Genomic DNA, 13,942 nt, shown 5'->3' with positions numbered 1-13,942 from the left:
GACGGTCATGTTGTCGCCGGAGCCTTCGATCTTCAGCGGGCCGCCCGCGGTGTCGAGCGAGGTGACCGAGCCACCGGCGGCGGCCAGGCCCTTGGCGTCGTAGCGCTTGGGCAGGACGTGGTACTGCAGGATCGGCGCCAGCTGGCTCGGGTTCTTCGCCAGCTCGTTGAACTTCGCGTCGCCCAGCGCCGCGAAGGCGGGGTCGGCCGGCGCGAAGACGGTGATCGCGGGCTGGCTGTTGAGCGTGTCGACCAGGTTGGTGGCCTTGACCGCGGCGACCAGCTTGGTCAGCAGCGGGTTGGTCGAGGCGGCCGACGCGACCGGCTGCGGGCCCATCGAGTCCAGCGAGCCGGCGGCGCTGCCCTGCGGCAGCTGCGAGCAAGCCGGGCCGAAGACGTCGGCGTTGGTGGTCACGCCACCGGAAGCACCCGAGTCACTGGACGACGGGGCCGACATGGAGGACGGGGCCGGGGCACTGCTGCTGGCCGACGAACCGCTGTTGGTGCTGCTGCCGCAGGCGGACAGGGCGAGGGCGGCGACAGCGGTGACGCCGAGGCCGGCGATACGCAGAGACTTCACGAGGATTCACTCCAGAAGTTGGGAAGAACAGTCCGTGGCTGAACTGTTTGTGACACTGGGGATTCGGGGCCGGACGGCACCGGGATTGGTCTTTTCCTTCACTCTTTCGAGTGAGTCGTGATCAGGAGGCGATGAAGGTCGTGGAGTGCCAGCCCGTGGCGCCGTTCGGGACCGTGCCGGCGCGCGCGTCGGTCTGGGTGTAGCCGGTCTTGTCGGTCGCCCGCACGAAAACCTGATGCGTGCCCGGCTTCACGGTGATCTGCGCCCACCACATCCGCCAGGTGTTCACGTTCACCTCGGTCGACAGCATCACCGGCTGCCACCCGTCGTTGTCCACTTTGATCTCGACCCGCTCGATCCCGCGGAACTGCGCCCACGCGATCCCCGACAACCGCACCTCGCCCGAGGGCACCGTGTCGAACCCCTTGGGCGTGTCGATCCGCGACTCGGTCTTGATCGGCGCCTGCTCGCTCCAGCTCCGCTTCAGCCAGTACGCCTGCCGCGCCTTCCACGTGGTCACCTCGATGTCCACGACCCACTTCGTCGCCGACACATACCCGTACAGCCCAGGCGTCACCAGCCGCGCCGGGAACCCGTGCTCCAGCGGCAGCGGCTCCCGGTTCATCCCGATGGCCAGCATCGCGCCCCGGCTGCGGTCCACCGCCGCGGCCACCGGGGTCCCCGACGTCCAGCCGTCGACACTCGTGCAGAACAGCTGCTCCGCCCCGGGCCGCACCCCCGCCTCCGCGAGCAGGTCCGCCAGGTCCACGCCGATGAAGTCCGATGTCGACACATAGGTGCCACCGACCTCATTGGACACACACGTCATCGTGATCGTCCGCTCCGTCAACGGCCGGTTGCGGATATCGCCGAAGCTGTAACGCATTTCCCGGTCCACCATCCCGTGGATCCGCAGCGACCAGTCCTCCGTGCGCACCTGCGGCACCGACAATGCCGTGTCCACCCGGTAGAACTGCGCATTCGGCGTCACGAACGAGGGTGTGCCCAGCTTCGCGAAGTCCGCGTCCGCCGGAATCGGCGGCGCCGCCACCGCGGGTTTCAGCGTCCCGACCGCCGCGCGGGAAGCCGTCGCGTCGCGCGTCCCGCTGATCAGCTGGCCCGCGCCGCCGAAGACCCCGGCCCCGACGAGCACGCCGGCCCCGCCCAGCAGGAACGACCTTCGTGACGCGCCCTCGCCGGCGGCCACCGCGTTCTTCCGCGGCGCCAGGCGGTGCAGCACCACGAACACCGTCACCCCCACCAGCAAGCTCGCCAACGGCGCCAGCAGCGCGACCGTCTTCAGGTCCGGCCGCTCGTACACCGCGAACCCGCCCACCAGGCCGAACAGCGCGACGATGACCACTCCCGGCCACCGCGAGCGCGCCGAGACGACCCCGGCCAGCGCCGAGACCACCACCATGACCGCCGCCATGCCGCCCAGCAGCACGACCTTGTCGTAGGTGCCGAACGTCCGCACCGCGAAGTCCTTCAGCTGCACCGGCGTCAGGTCGATCGCACCGTTGCCCACCGCCAGGTACGGCGAGGCGTTGATGCTGATGAACCCCGCCACCAGGTGTCCGGCCGCCAGCGCGGCCAGCAGTGCCAGCACCCCGCACAACCCGGCCGACGGCAACCGCAGCCGGACGCGTTCGGGCGGCACGGGAGTCTCCGGGGTGCTGATCTGCGTAGCGGTCATGCAGGACATTCGGCCCCGACGGCCGCGGGGATTGGCCATCGACCCGGTGGGGTGAGCCCGGCGACCGGGACCAATCCACGGTGGCGTCCACAGCGAATCACCTCTTGACACGCCGAGGACCTCGGCGTCGGACTCGGCGCAGGCCGGGAGGGATCACCTATGGCCACCCCCGCCAGGGCGCTCGTGCTCGCGCCGCCACCGGCACCGGCGGACCCGCTCGTGACCGCCGAAGTCCTGATCGGCCGGGTCGCGCTCGGGGACGAAGACGCGTTCGCCGCGCTGTACGACCAGCTCGCCGGCCCCGTGCTGGGCATGGTGACGAGGGTGGTGCGCGACCGCGCGCAGTCCGAAGAGGTCGCGCAGGAGGTACTGCTCGAGGTCTGGCGTAAGGCGGCTTCGTTCGCCGAACACCGGGGCAGTGTCCGCGCCTGGGTGCTGACCATCGCCCACCACCGGGCGATCGACCGCGTCCGCGCGGAGCAGGCGGGATCCGACCGGGAGACCCGCGCCGGCCTGCTCGACCCCCGCCGGGACTTCGACGAGGTGGCGGAGTCCACATTGGTCGGACTGGAGCGCGACGACGTCCGCTCGGCGCTGGCCGTCCTGACCGACCTGCAGCGGGAGTCCATCACCCTCGCCTACTACGACGGGTACACCTGCCGCGAAGTCGCCGAGCGGCTGGGGGTTTCCGTCAGCACGATCAAGTCCCGCATGCGGGACGGCCTGATCCGCTTGCGCACTGCCATGGGAGCACAGTCATGATGAGCGCCGATGCCCACACCCTCACCGGTGCGTACGCCTTGGACGCGCTCACCGGGCCGGAGCGTGAACGCTTCGAGCAGCACCTGTCCCAATGCGAGCCCTGCGCGCTCGAAGTCGACGAGTTCCGCGAGGTCTCGGGACGGCTCGGCGCCGCCGTCGACAGCCGGCCCGGTGACGGGCTGCGGGCCAGGGTGCTCACCGCGGTCACGGAAACCCGCCAGCTGCCGCCGCTGGTGACGACCCCGTTGCCGCTCGCCCGTTCCACTCCGTCCTGGCGCACGCGCGCCGCCGCGGGTCTGGCAGCCGCCGCGGTGATCACCGGGGTGGTGGTCGCGGGCGTCACGATCAACGCAGCGCCACCGGAGCCGGTTTCCACCGCCCAGCAGCAGAATCCGGTCGAACAGGCCGCCGACGCCATCACGGTGACCGGTCACGGCACCACCGGCGGCACCGCCACGGTGGCCGTCTCCCGGATGCTGGGGAAAGTGTCGGTGGCCGTCCACGGCCTGCCCGCCCTCGACGGGGCGCACGCGTACCAGGTTTGGCTGATCGGCCCGCGCGGCCCACTGTCGGCAGGCCTGCTCCGCCCCGGGGCCGGACCCACGGCTCTGATCGCCGCAGTCCCCGCCGACGCCAACCGCATGGCAATCACCACGGAACCAGTCGCCGGTTCACCCCAGCCGACGACGCCGGGGGTCGCGCTCCTCTCCCTTGGGTGAGTTTTAGGGGAGGTGAGGTGGGGCCGGTGCTGGGTCGGGTGGTTTGGTCGGCCCGCTCGACCTGACCGGCTCGGTCGGCCCGGTCGACCTGATCGGCTCGGTCGGCCTGGCCGGCCCAGTCGACCTGATCGGCCCGGTCGACCTGATCGGCCCGGTCGACCTGATCGGCCCGGTCGACCTGACTGGCTCGGTCGGCTCGGTCGGCGGGCTTGTTGGCAGGTGCAGCCCGAGCGGTGCTGGGGCACGCGCTGCCGCGAGACAGCGCCACCGAGTGTCGTGCCGCACGATGGGCATTCCTGCCGCGGGTGTGGCTGCCGAGCCGACGTGGCGCGCCGCAGCACCGAACTGCGCGCGGAACAGGTCCATGTGGTCACGAATCCGAGAGCACCCGGCATGGCGGCCCCCTTGCCTTTCCGGACTCGAATCCTGACCGCTCCTGCCTCGGCAACTCCCAGTCCACTTCGGACTGAAAGCCCGGCCTGCTCCGGCCCGCTCCGGACCAATAGCCCAGTGGTCTTGCGGCCCGACCCCACCACCGCCACCTCCAGCCCAAACCGGGCTGCCAGCCCGACGGCCCGTGCCCGCGACAGTCACTTCCGCTCCACCCTGACCCGAAGCCCTACGGCCCTGCGGCCCTGCATCCGGCGACTCCTGCGGCCCAGCGGCCCAGCAGCCCAGCGGCCCAGCGGCCCTGAAGCTCAGCATCCTGCAGCCCGGCGGCCCCTGCGTCCCGGCAGCCCGGCGGCTCCTGCGGCCCAGCAGCCCGGCTGTCCCAGCGGCCCTGCGCCCCGGCAGCCCGGCGACTCCTGCGACTCTTACTGCCCAGCAGCCCGGCTGTCCCAGCAGCCTGCGACCCGGCGACCCCAGCGCCTCTGCGCCCTGGCAGCCCGGCGACTCCTGCGGCCCAGCAGCCTGCGACCCGGCGACCCCGGCGGCCCAGCGACCGGCTGCCCAGCGACCAGCGGCCCGGCAGCCCAGTCGTGCAGCCCACCGACCCCTGCAGCTCAGCAGCCCTGCGGCTCAGCGACCTTGCGGCCCAGTCCCATCACCGCTACTTCCAGTCCACACCGGCACAAAAGCCCGACGATCCCGGACCCATCACCGTCGCTTCCGGTCCACTTCGGACCGAGAACTCCGGCAGCCCGGCCCATTCACCGCCGTGTCCGGTTCACTCCAAAGCAGCAGCCCGGACGGCCCGGACTCCGCCGCCGTCTCCAGGCCGCGTCGGAACGGCAACCCGGTAGTCCAGGCCCACCGAAGGTCACCGCCCGCCCGGTCCGGGCAGGCAACCGGTCCCCCGTGAAGGAAGGGCGGGGCCACCAGGTTTGTCCTGGTGGCCCCGCCCTTTTTCCGTGCTGCCCGTGACCGTCAGACGGTGCGCGGGGTGTGCGCGACGGTGTTCCAGCCGGTGCCGATGGCTCCGGCGTCGCCGCCGTTGCCGGCCGGGCCGGAGTTGCCGCCGGTGGTGGTGCTGGTGTTCGTGGCGGTTCCGGTCACGCCGGTGGAACCGGTGCTGCCGGAGTCACCCGAGGTGACCGTGGTGCTCGACTGCTCACCCTGGCCATTCGACCAGCCGCCGTGGCCCCAGCCGGACTGGCCGCGGTCGCCGTGACCCCAGCCCTGGTGACCCCAGCCGCCGTGGCCCTGGCCGCGGCCGGAGCCGCCGCCGGTGGACGTGACAGCGGTGTTGCCACCGGTCGAGCCGGAGTCGCCCGAGTTGCCGGACTTGCCGGTCACCGCGGTGTTCTTGCTGTCCGCGTTACCGGCATTACCGGAGTCGCCACCCTTGCCGCCGGCTGCGATCGCGACGGCCTGGCCCAGAACGCTCGTGCTGCCGCCCTGGCTGTGACGCGACCAGCGGTCGCCACCATTGCTCGTGACAGTGTTCGCACCAGTGGCCACGGACGTGGCGTCGCCGCCATTGCCCGCAGCACCGGAGTTACCGCCAGTGGTGACGCTGCTGTTCGACGCGTCACCCGTGCTGCCGGTCGAACCGGTGCTCCCGGAATCGCCCGACGTGACCGCGGTGCTCGACTGCTCACCCTGGCCGTTCGACCAGCCACCGTGACGGCCGTTCTGCCGGCCACCGAGGCTCCCCACGATGGCAGTGTTGCCACCGGTGGAACCGGAGTCGCCCGAGTTGCCGGACTTGCCCGTCACCGCGGTGTTCTTGCTGTCCGCGTTACCGGCATTGCCGGAGCTGCCGCCGTTGCCGGCCGCCGCGCCCGAGAGCACGTCACCGAACGAGCCGAGCAGCCCGCCCTGACTGTGACGCGACCAGCCCTCGCCACCACTGCTCGTGACGGTGTTCGCACCAGTGGCCACCGACGTGGCGTCGCCGCCATTGCCCGCAGCACCGGAGTCGCCGCCAGTGGTGACGCTGCTGTTCGACGCGTCACCCGTGCTGCCGGTCGAACCGGTGCTACCGGAATCGCCCGAGGTGACGGTGGTGGTGCAGCGGGCCAGCAGGCAGAGCCCGTAAGCGCTGTTGCCGCCGGTGGAGCCGGAGCTCCCCGAGTTGCCGGAGTTCCCGCTGACCGCCGTGTTGCCGCTGGTGGCGTTCCCGGCGTTGCCGGAGTCGCCGCCCTTGCCGCCGGTCGCGGTGCCCGTGACCTTCCCGATCGCGCCCAGGAGACCGCCACGTGAGTGGCCGCTGCCCTGGGCCGTGCCGGTGCTGGCGCCGGACGCCACCGCCGAGCCGGAGCCGCCGTTGCCGGCCGCGCCGGAGTTGCCGCCGGTGGTGGTGCTGGTGTTCGACGCGCTCCCGGTACTGCCGGTCGACCCGGTATCACCCGAGTTGCCCGACGAGACCGAGGTATTGCATGTCGCCAGCACACACAGGCCCGCGGCGCTGTTGCCACCGGTGGAGCCGGAGTTCCCCGAGTTGCCGGAGTTCCCGCTGACCGCCGTGTTGCCGCTGGTGGCGTTCCCGGCGTCGCCGGAGCTGCCGCCGCTGCCACCGTGGGCGCCCGCCGAGGTCAGGCCGGTGACCACCGAGTGCAGGCCACCGCCGATTCCGCCGAGCGGGTCGGTGTGACCGGTGTCCGCACTGGCCACCGCGGTGCCCAGCAGGAGGAAGCCCCCTGAGATGAACGAGGCCGTCAAGCCCCTCCGCACGTACTTGTGCATGGTTTCCCTTTCCTTACCATCTGTCCTTTATGGATTTTTGGAGGTAAAGAGAAACGCTCATCCAGGCCGGTTCTCACCAGCGGACACCAACCGCTGCGACGGCCACGCGCCGGCGGGCGGGGCTCGCCGGTGCTGTTGCGCCCCGGCAATACCCGGACGGGCAGCCAAGATCGCGGCCGCGCCGCCGTGCTGCCCGGAGCCGGACAGCGTCGCCGTGCCGGTCGAGCATGCCGTGTCCGATGGGGACGGTCCTTGCGGAACGCCCTGCCCGGACATCGAAGCGGCCATTTCCGGCCACCCGATCACGGGACGGGGACCAGTCGCGCCGATGCGCGACGAGGTCGCCGTTTCCACCTTCTGTCCAAAATGGACGGAAGACGGCCACGCGGACGGACCGGCAACAGCACCGGTCACGACATCGGCCCGGGGGCCGATCGGGTCCGGATGCTGCCGCGGGCTCGTGACGGCGCCGATCACCGGCTCCGTGCCGAGTGCGCGCGAAATCGGTGTCACGATCGGCTCCGCCGCACCGACGATCGGTGCGACCACCGGCCGCAGCACCGGGCCTACGGTCTCCAGCAACGGGGACAGCGCCCCGATCACCGGCCGCACCAGAGGCCCGGTCACCGGCGACACCGCACTGGCCAGCGGCTCCACGATCGGAGCCGTCGCCTCCGCGACCGGACGCAATGCCGAAGCGACCGGCTCAATCACCGGGCTGACCGCGGCCGTCGCCGAATGCAGCGACGCAATGACCGGCTTGATCGCCGGACCACCTGCGGCCGTCCCGGAATGCGGTGCCGAAGCGGCAGGCTCCCCGGCCTCGCCCGGTCTCCCGGACGGACCGGGCAGACCGCTCGCGGGCTCCTGGGCAGCGGGCCGGCCGGAAGGGTCGGCGGACCGTTCGTCCGCACGCGCTCCACCCGCCAAAAGCACGGCGAGAAAGACAAAACCGGCGGTGACACCGAGCAATAAAACTGCTCTACGCGCTGTCACCAGCCAGAGCCCGATTTCGTCCGGACGTGGCTGTACTGAGGTGTTTTTCATCAAATTCACCTCCCCTCGAGGGCTGTCGATCACCCATCGGTGAGCATTCGGGAGCGGGCAGCTCACCGGATTGGTGGAGTATCTGTTTTTCTTTTTCGCCGTCGGGATGTTTGCCGAGGCGCTGGAGCGGGTAGCGGGCCCAATCGCTCACTCGACCGGGTCACCGACCAATCCGGACGGCCCGAAGGCCCGAATGCTTCGAGTCCACGAAGATCGCTCCCGTGCGGCCCAGAAGCTCCAGAAGCCCGCGGGACACGCCCGGCACCCCCGCCGGGCCGGAAGGAGATCGCCCGTGTTTGGCAAACGCTATGCCGCCTCGATGATCAATCGGAGCGCGGAGAACGACCAGGACCGGCGCAAGTTCCTGCGTGCGGCCGGGATGAGCGGACTCGGTGTCGTCGGGGCCGGCGCGCTCGCCGGGCTCGGCGGTTTCGGTGCCACGGCGTCGGCCGCGACACGCAAGTCGGCCCCGGTGGCCGAGGCCGCGGCCGCCGAGGTGAGTGACGGCGCGGTGCTCAACTTCGCGTTGAACCTGGAGTACCTCGAGGCCGAGTTCTACCTGCACGCGGTGACCGGCAAGGGCCTCGCCGACTCGATGACCACCGGCACCGGCACCCGTGGCGGCGTCACGGGCGGTCGCGCGGTGCGGTTCGAGACGAAGACCGCCAGGCAGTACGCACAGGAGATCGCGGGCGACGAAAAGGCGCACGTCGAATTCCTGCGCTCGGCGCTGGGCTCGGCGGCGGTCAGCCGTCCGGCCATCGACCTCCAGTCGAGTTTCACCGCGGCGGCACAGGCCGCGGGCCTGGTCAAGCCGGGCCACACCTTCGACGCGTTCGCCTGCGAGGAGAACTTCCTGCTGGCGGCGTTCCTGTTCGAGGACGTCGGCGTCACCGCGTACAAGGGTGCCGCGCCGTTGATCAGCAACAAGACGTACCTGGAAGCGGCGGCGGGAATCCTCGCGGTCGAGGCCTACCACGCGGGCAACATCCGCAGCGCCATCTACCAGCGTGGCGGCGGGCTCCTGGGCACCGGGCTGTTCAGCACCGACCTCAAGAAGGCCTCGGTCAAGCTCTCCGACGCCCGGGACAGCCTCGACGGTCCCACCGACGACGACCAGGGCGTGATCGACAGCCACGGCAACGCCAACATCGTGCCCACCGACGCGAACGGCATCGCCTACAGCCGCAGCCCCGGCCAGGTCCTCAACATCGTCTACCTGACGAACAAGGCCGCGACCTCGGGCGGGTTCTTCCCCAAGGGCGTCAACGGCGACGTCAACACCAGCGCCGCCAACTGACGAACGGTGGCGGGGCGCCGGAACGAAGCCCGGTGCCCCGCCATCGCCGTTCGGTCACGGGGCGGGCTGGATGAGTTCGAGCAGATTGCCTTCCGGGTCTTTGACGTAGGCGAACGCCGCTCCCGCACGCATGGCGGGGCCCGGCTCGGCCACGGCCGTGGCGCCCGCGGCGAGAATCGCGGCGAACGACTCGGCGAGGTCTTCGACGTAGAGCGCCCAGTGGAAGTAACCCTGAATTCCGGCGCCGTCGAAGGCGTCGGCGAATTCTTGGGGCCTCGAACCGCTTCGTTCGATCAGTTCGATCTTCAGCCCGCCGGGAGCGCGCAGGATCGCGGTCCGGACACCCGCGTCGGGCAGTTCGAGGTGCTCTTCGACCTCCGTCAGGCCCAGCGCGTCGCCGTAGAACTTCTTTTGCACGTCGAGGTCGGCGACCGAGAGGCCGACGTGGTCGAAACGGGCGGTGGTCACATCGGCCTCCCGAGGTAAATGACATTAACCATGGTAAGTGATGTTAACCTCGGCCGGTGACCGAACGCAAGGCCCGGCCGACCGGCCGGCACCACGGCGACCTCCGCAACGCGCTGGAGTCCGCGGCTCTGGAACTGATCGCCGAGAACGGCCCGCAGGGCTTCACCCTGGCCGAAGCGTGCCGCCGCGCCGGGGTGAGCGTGGCCGCGCCGTACAAGCACTTCGCGGACCGTGACGCGCTTTTGGCAGCTCTCGCGGAACGCGGCTACGACGAGCAGCGCCGCCGCTTCGGCGCGGCCCTCGCCTCCACCGACGATCCCGTCGAGCAGATGGCGCGCTTCGCGGCGGCGTACGTGAGGTTCGCCGTCGAGGAGCGCGGTCTGTTCGAAGCCACTTTCAGCGCCGGCTTGGACAAGTCCCGTTACCCGGCCCTCGCCGAAGCCGGGGCGCGGCTGTTGCTCGTGCTGCAGGACGCAGCAACACAGTTGCGCCCCGACGCGAAGCAGGCGCTCGGTCTCGTCCACGCGGTCGCCGCCAGCGCGCACGGTTTCGCCGCGTTCGTGATCGAGGGTATCTACGCGTCGGCGCGGGAAGCGGAGGCACAAGCCGCGAACGCGGCGCGCCTCATCTCGGCCGGCCAAACGGGCTGATCCGCGTTCGTCAGGACGTGAACACCGGGGCGAACGCGGCCCGGATGTCCTCATCGGACGGTTCGGCGACCATCCGCAACGGGTCGCCATCACCGAAGCTGGTGAGGGTGGGCGGGCAGACCGCGCCGCCGATCTCCACCCTGGTGTCGATCACCAGGCGGCCGGTCCGCAGTTCGTAGGCCTTGACCGGGAACGCCATCTTGCTGAACGTGACCTTCTGCGTATGGCCGTTCGAGGTGTTCTGGTACGGACACGTCTGGATCGGCGCGCCCGCTTCCCGTTCGCCGATGCAGACGACCATCACGGCGTGGCTGTCGTCGGCTTGCCAGTCGGCGGGCAGCTTGTCGAGGTACATGTCGTCGTAGGTGTCGGTGTGGTACACCAGCGCGCGATTGGTGGCCCCCTTCACGTACGGGGCCGCGCCGCTGTACACCGCGGGGGTCGAGCAGTAGTTCTTGCCCAGGGTGAAAAGGTGTTGCAGTTCAAGGCCTTCGGTGGCTTGTTTGACGCCCGCCCGCGCCTTGGCGGTGAGCGCGTGGCCGGGATACTGGTCCAGCAGTTGCTGGTAACGCGCCTTCGCGCCGGCCCAATCCTGGCTGCCCGCCCGCTTGTCGCCGCACCCGACAAGCGCCGCCGGCGCGATCGCCGGCACCGCGGCGGCGGACCGGTCGAGCAGGTTGTGGCTCGCCGGCCGCTGCCGCAGCCAGTCGGTCAGTTCGGCGGTGTCGCAGGGATCGCGGTCGGGCAGGCGGCTGAGGAAGCCGTTGAGGACGGTGCCGGTCATGTTCTCGTGGCCGGGCAGGTCCGTGAGCACGGCGCCGAGTTCGCCGTAGCCCGCTTGCAGGCCACGGGTGTCACGCTGCGACGCGGCGGTGGCGAGCGTCTCCCCCGCATCCGTCAACCGGGCGCACGCCTGGGCGGTCCGATCGCCGCGGACGGTCATCGGGCCGTCCACGACGTAGTGACCGAACCACAGTCTGTCCCAAGCGGACTGTGCCTGCCCGCAGTCGCCGCGGTCGCGGGCCTCGGCGATGGTGCCCTCGATGCCGGCGGCGTCGAACCGCACATAGCCGACGGCCACCAGCACCGGAACCGTGACGAGCAGCGCGAGCCTCCTCGGCCGCCGCACCGCCGCGGGACGGGCCGGCCCGGCGGCGAGGTACCAGCCGTGCGCGATGAGAGCGGCCCACCACACCAGGAAGAGCACTTCGAACCACACTCCTGGGACCACGGCTCCGAGCACCACGAGGAACGCGAGCGTGAACAGAGTGGTGGCCACTGCCCATGCCCGCCGGCCCAGCAGGAGGTAACCGATGCCCAGCAGCGAGGCGTTGCCGATGGCGATGGCCGGGCGGTCGGGCTGAACCGTGACTGGCTCCGGCTCCGACGGCAATGACTCGGGCGCCTCCAGACCCGGCTCGGCCACCGGCGCCGGTCCCACTAGCACCGGGCCCTGCGGCTCCGGCTCCGGCCGCACTGGGCCAAGCTCTCCCTCTGGCGGCACAGGCTCACCTGCCACCAGCCCCGGCTCCGGCTCCGGCTCCGGCTCCGGCAACACCGACGCGGGCGCCTCCAGACCCGGCCCGGCCACCGGCCCCGGGTCTTGCGGCTCCGGCTCCGGCCGCACTAGGCCAGACTCTGCCTCTGGCGGCACAGGCTCACCTGCCACCAGCCCCGGCTCCGGCTCCGGCTCCGGCTCCGGCTCCGGCAACACCGACGCGGGCGCCTCCAGACCCGGCCCGGCCACCGGCCCCGGGTCTTGCGGCTCCGGCTCCGGCCGCACTAGGCCAGACTCTGCCTCTGGCGGCACAGGCTCACCTGCCACCAGCCCCGGCTCCGGCTCCGGCTCCGGCTCCGGCTCCGGCAACACCGACGCGGGCGCCTCCAGACCCGGCCCGGCCACCGGCCCCGGGTCTTGCGGCTCCGGCTCCGGCTGCACTAGGCCAGACCCTGCCTCTGGCGGCACAGGCTCACCTGCCACCAACCCCGGCTCCGGCAACACTGGCTCAGGCCCCACCAGCCCCGGCTCGGCCACCGGCCCCGCCCCCTGATCCGCCCCCTGACCCGGCCCCTGCGGCTCCGGCCGCACCAAGCCAGCCCCCGGCTCTGCCTCCGGCCGCACAGGCTCACCCGCCGCCAGCCCCTGCTCCGGCAGCACCGACTCCGGCCGCCCCGGCCCGGGCCCGGGCTCCCGCCGCCCCGGCTCCGGCTCGGGCCCGGGCTCCGGCGACACCTCGGCCGCCGGTTCGGGCGGCACCGGCCCAGCCGCCGACTCTGGTGGGTCGGGCTGGGGCTCAGGTGTGGGGTAGGACATGCGGCGACCGTAATCCGGTGCGCCGGGAGCGGTCCCGGGCAAGGCCGGAACCTGACACCAGGCCGGTACGCCTAGGCCCGGTCCCAGGTGACCGGGAGGCGGATCACGCCGTAGATGTTCTGGTGGCCTGGGCGCAGGGGCACGTCCTCGGGCGGGACGGCCAGGCGCAGGGTCGGGAACCGGGTGAACAGTGCCGGGAGGGCGACGCGCAGCTCGACCCGGGCCAGCTGCTGGCCGAGACACTGGTGGATGCCGTGGCCGAAGGCCAGGTGCCCGGTGGCCTTCCGCGACAGGTCCAGGGCGTCGGGGTCGGCGAACTTCGCCGGGTCGCGGTTCGCGGCCTGGAGTGAGACGGCGACCGATTCCCCGGCCTTGATCAGCTGCCCGTCCACCTCCACGTCCTCCAGCGCGACGCGCACCCCGGTGTGGGCGATGGTCAGGTAGCGCAGCAGTTCCTCGACGGCCCGTTCGGCGCCGTCGGGGCCACGCAGGAGGGCGAGCTGCCCGGGATTGCGCAGGAGGGCGAAGGTACCTAGCGCGAGCATGTTGGCCGTGGTGTCGAGGCCCGCGCCCAGCAGGAAGGTGCCGACCCCGGCCAGCTCGTCATCGGTGAGGTCGGTCGTGGTCAGGTCGCTGAGCAGATCGTCCGTCGGCGCGGCGCGCTTGGCCAGGACCAGCCCGCGCACGTACTTCTGCAACTCGCCGTACGCGGCGAACTGGTCCTCCGGGGCGGCGTCCGAGCGGGACATTTCCGCGGTGTGGCCCTGGAACTCGGCCCGGTCGGCGTACGGCACACCGAGCAGCTCGCAGATCATCACCGCCGGGACAGGATGGGCGTAGGCCTCCACCAGATCGACCTCCGGGCCGCGGCGCTCCATGGCGTCCAGGTGCTCGGCGGTGACCTGCTCGACGCGTTCGCCGAGCTGCCGCATCCGGCGGACGGTGAACTTGCCGGCCAGCAGCCGACGGTAGCGGGTGTGCTCGGGGGCGTCGAGCCCGGTCAGATCGCCGACCGCGGCGGGCGGCATCTCATCGAGTTCTGCCAAGCCGGGCAACGGATAGTGCGCCAGCTCGTCCCGTGAGCTGAAGCGCTGGTCGGCCAGCACCGCGCGGGTCTGTGCGTAACCGGTGACCAGCCAGCCCCGGTGCCCGTCCGGGTAGGTCAGGCGGGCCAGCGGGCGCTGCTCGCGTATCGGGCCCAGTCCGGCGGGCGGGTCGAACGGGCAGCCAGCCGGACGCGCGAAGGGCAGCTCGGGAATCGGTGACGACATCGGGAAC

At 71.5% G+C, this 13,942-nt stretch carries 11 protein-coding genes; 4 read left to right on the top strand and 7 right to left on the bottom strand.

Annotated features, from left to right (window positions below; genetic code table 11):
* A partial coding sequence (locus BMY97_RS38615) for a fasciclin domain-containing protein (protein ID WP_091627596.1) occupies positions 1 to 579 on the bottom strand: 579 nt, incomplete at its 3' end.
* A 121-nt stretch (positions 580 to 700) separates the two neighbouring features.
* Positions 701 to 2,275 (bottom strand): molybdopterin-dependent oxidoreductase, encoded by a 1,575-nt coding sequence (locus BMY97_RS38610; RefSeq protein WP_177231742.1) that lies wholly within the window; start codon positions 2,273 to 2,275, stop codon positions 701 to 703.
* A gap of 159 nt (positions 2,276 to 2,434) precedes the next feature.
* On the opposite strand from BMY97_RS38610, the gene sigK reads away from it, so the two are divergent.
* Positions 2,435 to 3,037 carry an ECF RNA polymerase sigma factor SigK gene (sigK, locus tag BMY97_RS38605; protein WP_091627593.1) on the top strand — a complete coding sequence of 201 codons (603 nt, stop codon included), beginning with the start codon at positions 2,435 to 2,437 and terminating at the stop codon, positions 3,035 to 3,037.
* Complete coding sequence (locus BMY97_RS38600; RefSeq protein WP_091627590.1) at positions 3,034 to 3,756, top strand: anti-sigma factor; 723 nt, start codon at positions 3,034 to 3,036, stop codon at positions 3,754 to 3,756. Before sigK ends, BMY97_RS38600 begins: the two co-directional genes overlap by 4 nt.
* Before the next feature lie 1,368 nt (positions 3,757 to 5,124).
* Here the strand turns inward: BMY97_RS38600 and BMY97_RS49245 are convergent.
* Together BMY97_RS49245 and BMY97_RS46470 are read right to left on the bottom strand one after the other, a co-directional pair.
* Positions 5,125 to 6,885, bottom strand: coding sequence for a beta strand repeat-containing protein (locus BMY97_RS49245; RefSeq protein ID WP_091627587.1), 1,761 nt, complete (start codon positions 6,883 to 6,885; stop codon positions 5,125 to 5,127).
* Positions 6,886 to 6,942: 57 nt separating this feature from the next.
* On the bottom strand, positions 6,943 to 7,932 hold the full coding sequence (locus tag BMY97_RS46470; protein ID WP_143086393.1) for a hypothetical protein: 990 nt from the start codon (positions 7,930 to 7,932) through the stop codon (positions 6,943 to 6,945).
* Between the two features lie 292 nt (positions 7,933 to 8,224).
* On the opposite strand from BMY97_RS46470, the gene BMY97_RS38585 reads away from it, so the two are divergent.
* The gene (locus tag BMY97_RS38585) at positions 8,225 to 9,232 is read left to right on the top strand and encodes a ferritin-like domain-containing protein (protein ID WP_091627582.1); all 1,008 of its coding nucleotides are present in this window, start codon (positions 8,225 to 8,227) and stop codon (positions 9,230 to 9,232) included.
* 54 nt (positions 9,233 to 9,286) lie between these two features.
* Here BMY97_RS38585 and BMY97_RS38580 read toward each other — a convergent pair whose 3' ends face one another.
* The gene (locus BMY97_RS38580) at positions 9,287 to 9,700 is read right to left on the bottom strand and encodes a VOC family protein (protein ID WP_091627579.1); all 414 of its coding nucleotides are present in this window, start codon (positions 9,698 to 9,700) and stop codon (positions 9,287 to 9,289) included.
* Positions 9,701 to 9,756: 56 nt separating this feature from the next.
* Between BMY97_RS38580 and BMY97_RS38575 the strand changes: the two genes are divergently transcribed.
* Entirely contained in the window at positions 9,757 to 10,350 is a 594-nt protein-coding gene (locus BMY97_RS38575) for a TetR/AcrR family transcriptional regulator (RefSeq protein WP_091627576.1), read from the top strand.
* A 10-nt stretch (positions 10,351 to 10,360) separates the two neighbouring features.
* On the opposite strand, the gene BMY97_RS38570 is transcribed toward BMY97_RS38575, so the two are convergent.
* Together BMY97_RS38570 and BMY97_RS38555 are read right to left on the bottom strand one after the other, a co-directional pair.
* Positions 10,361 to 11,776, bottom strand: a complete 1,416-nt coding sequence (locus tag BMY97_RS38570; RefSeq protein ID WP_143086392.1) for a hypothetical protein — start codon at positions 11,774 to 11,776, stop codon at positions 10,361 to 10,363.
* Between the two features lie 959 nt (positions 11,777 to 12,735).
* Entirely contained in the window at positions 12,736 to 13,935 is a 1,200-nt protein-coding gene (locus tag BMY97_RS38555) for a cytochrome P450 (RefSeq protein WP_091627570.1), read from the bottom strand.
* Between the last annotated feature and the right edge of the window lie 7 nt (positions 13,936 to 13,942).

Origin of the sequence: Amycolatopsis saalfeldensis, assembly GCF_900110575.1 — a bacterium.
Classification (GTDB): Bacteria; Actinomycetota; Actinomycetes; order Mycobacteriales; family Pseudonocardiaceae; genus Amycolatopsis; species Amycolatopsis saalfeldensis.
Note: the sequence above shows the minus strand (reverse complement) of the source record. Positions and strands in the feature narration are given on the sequence as shown.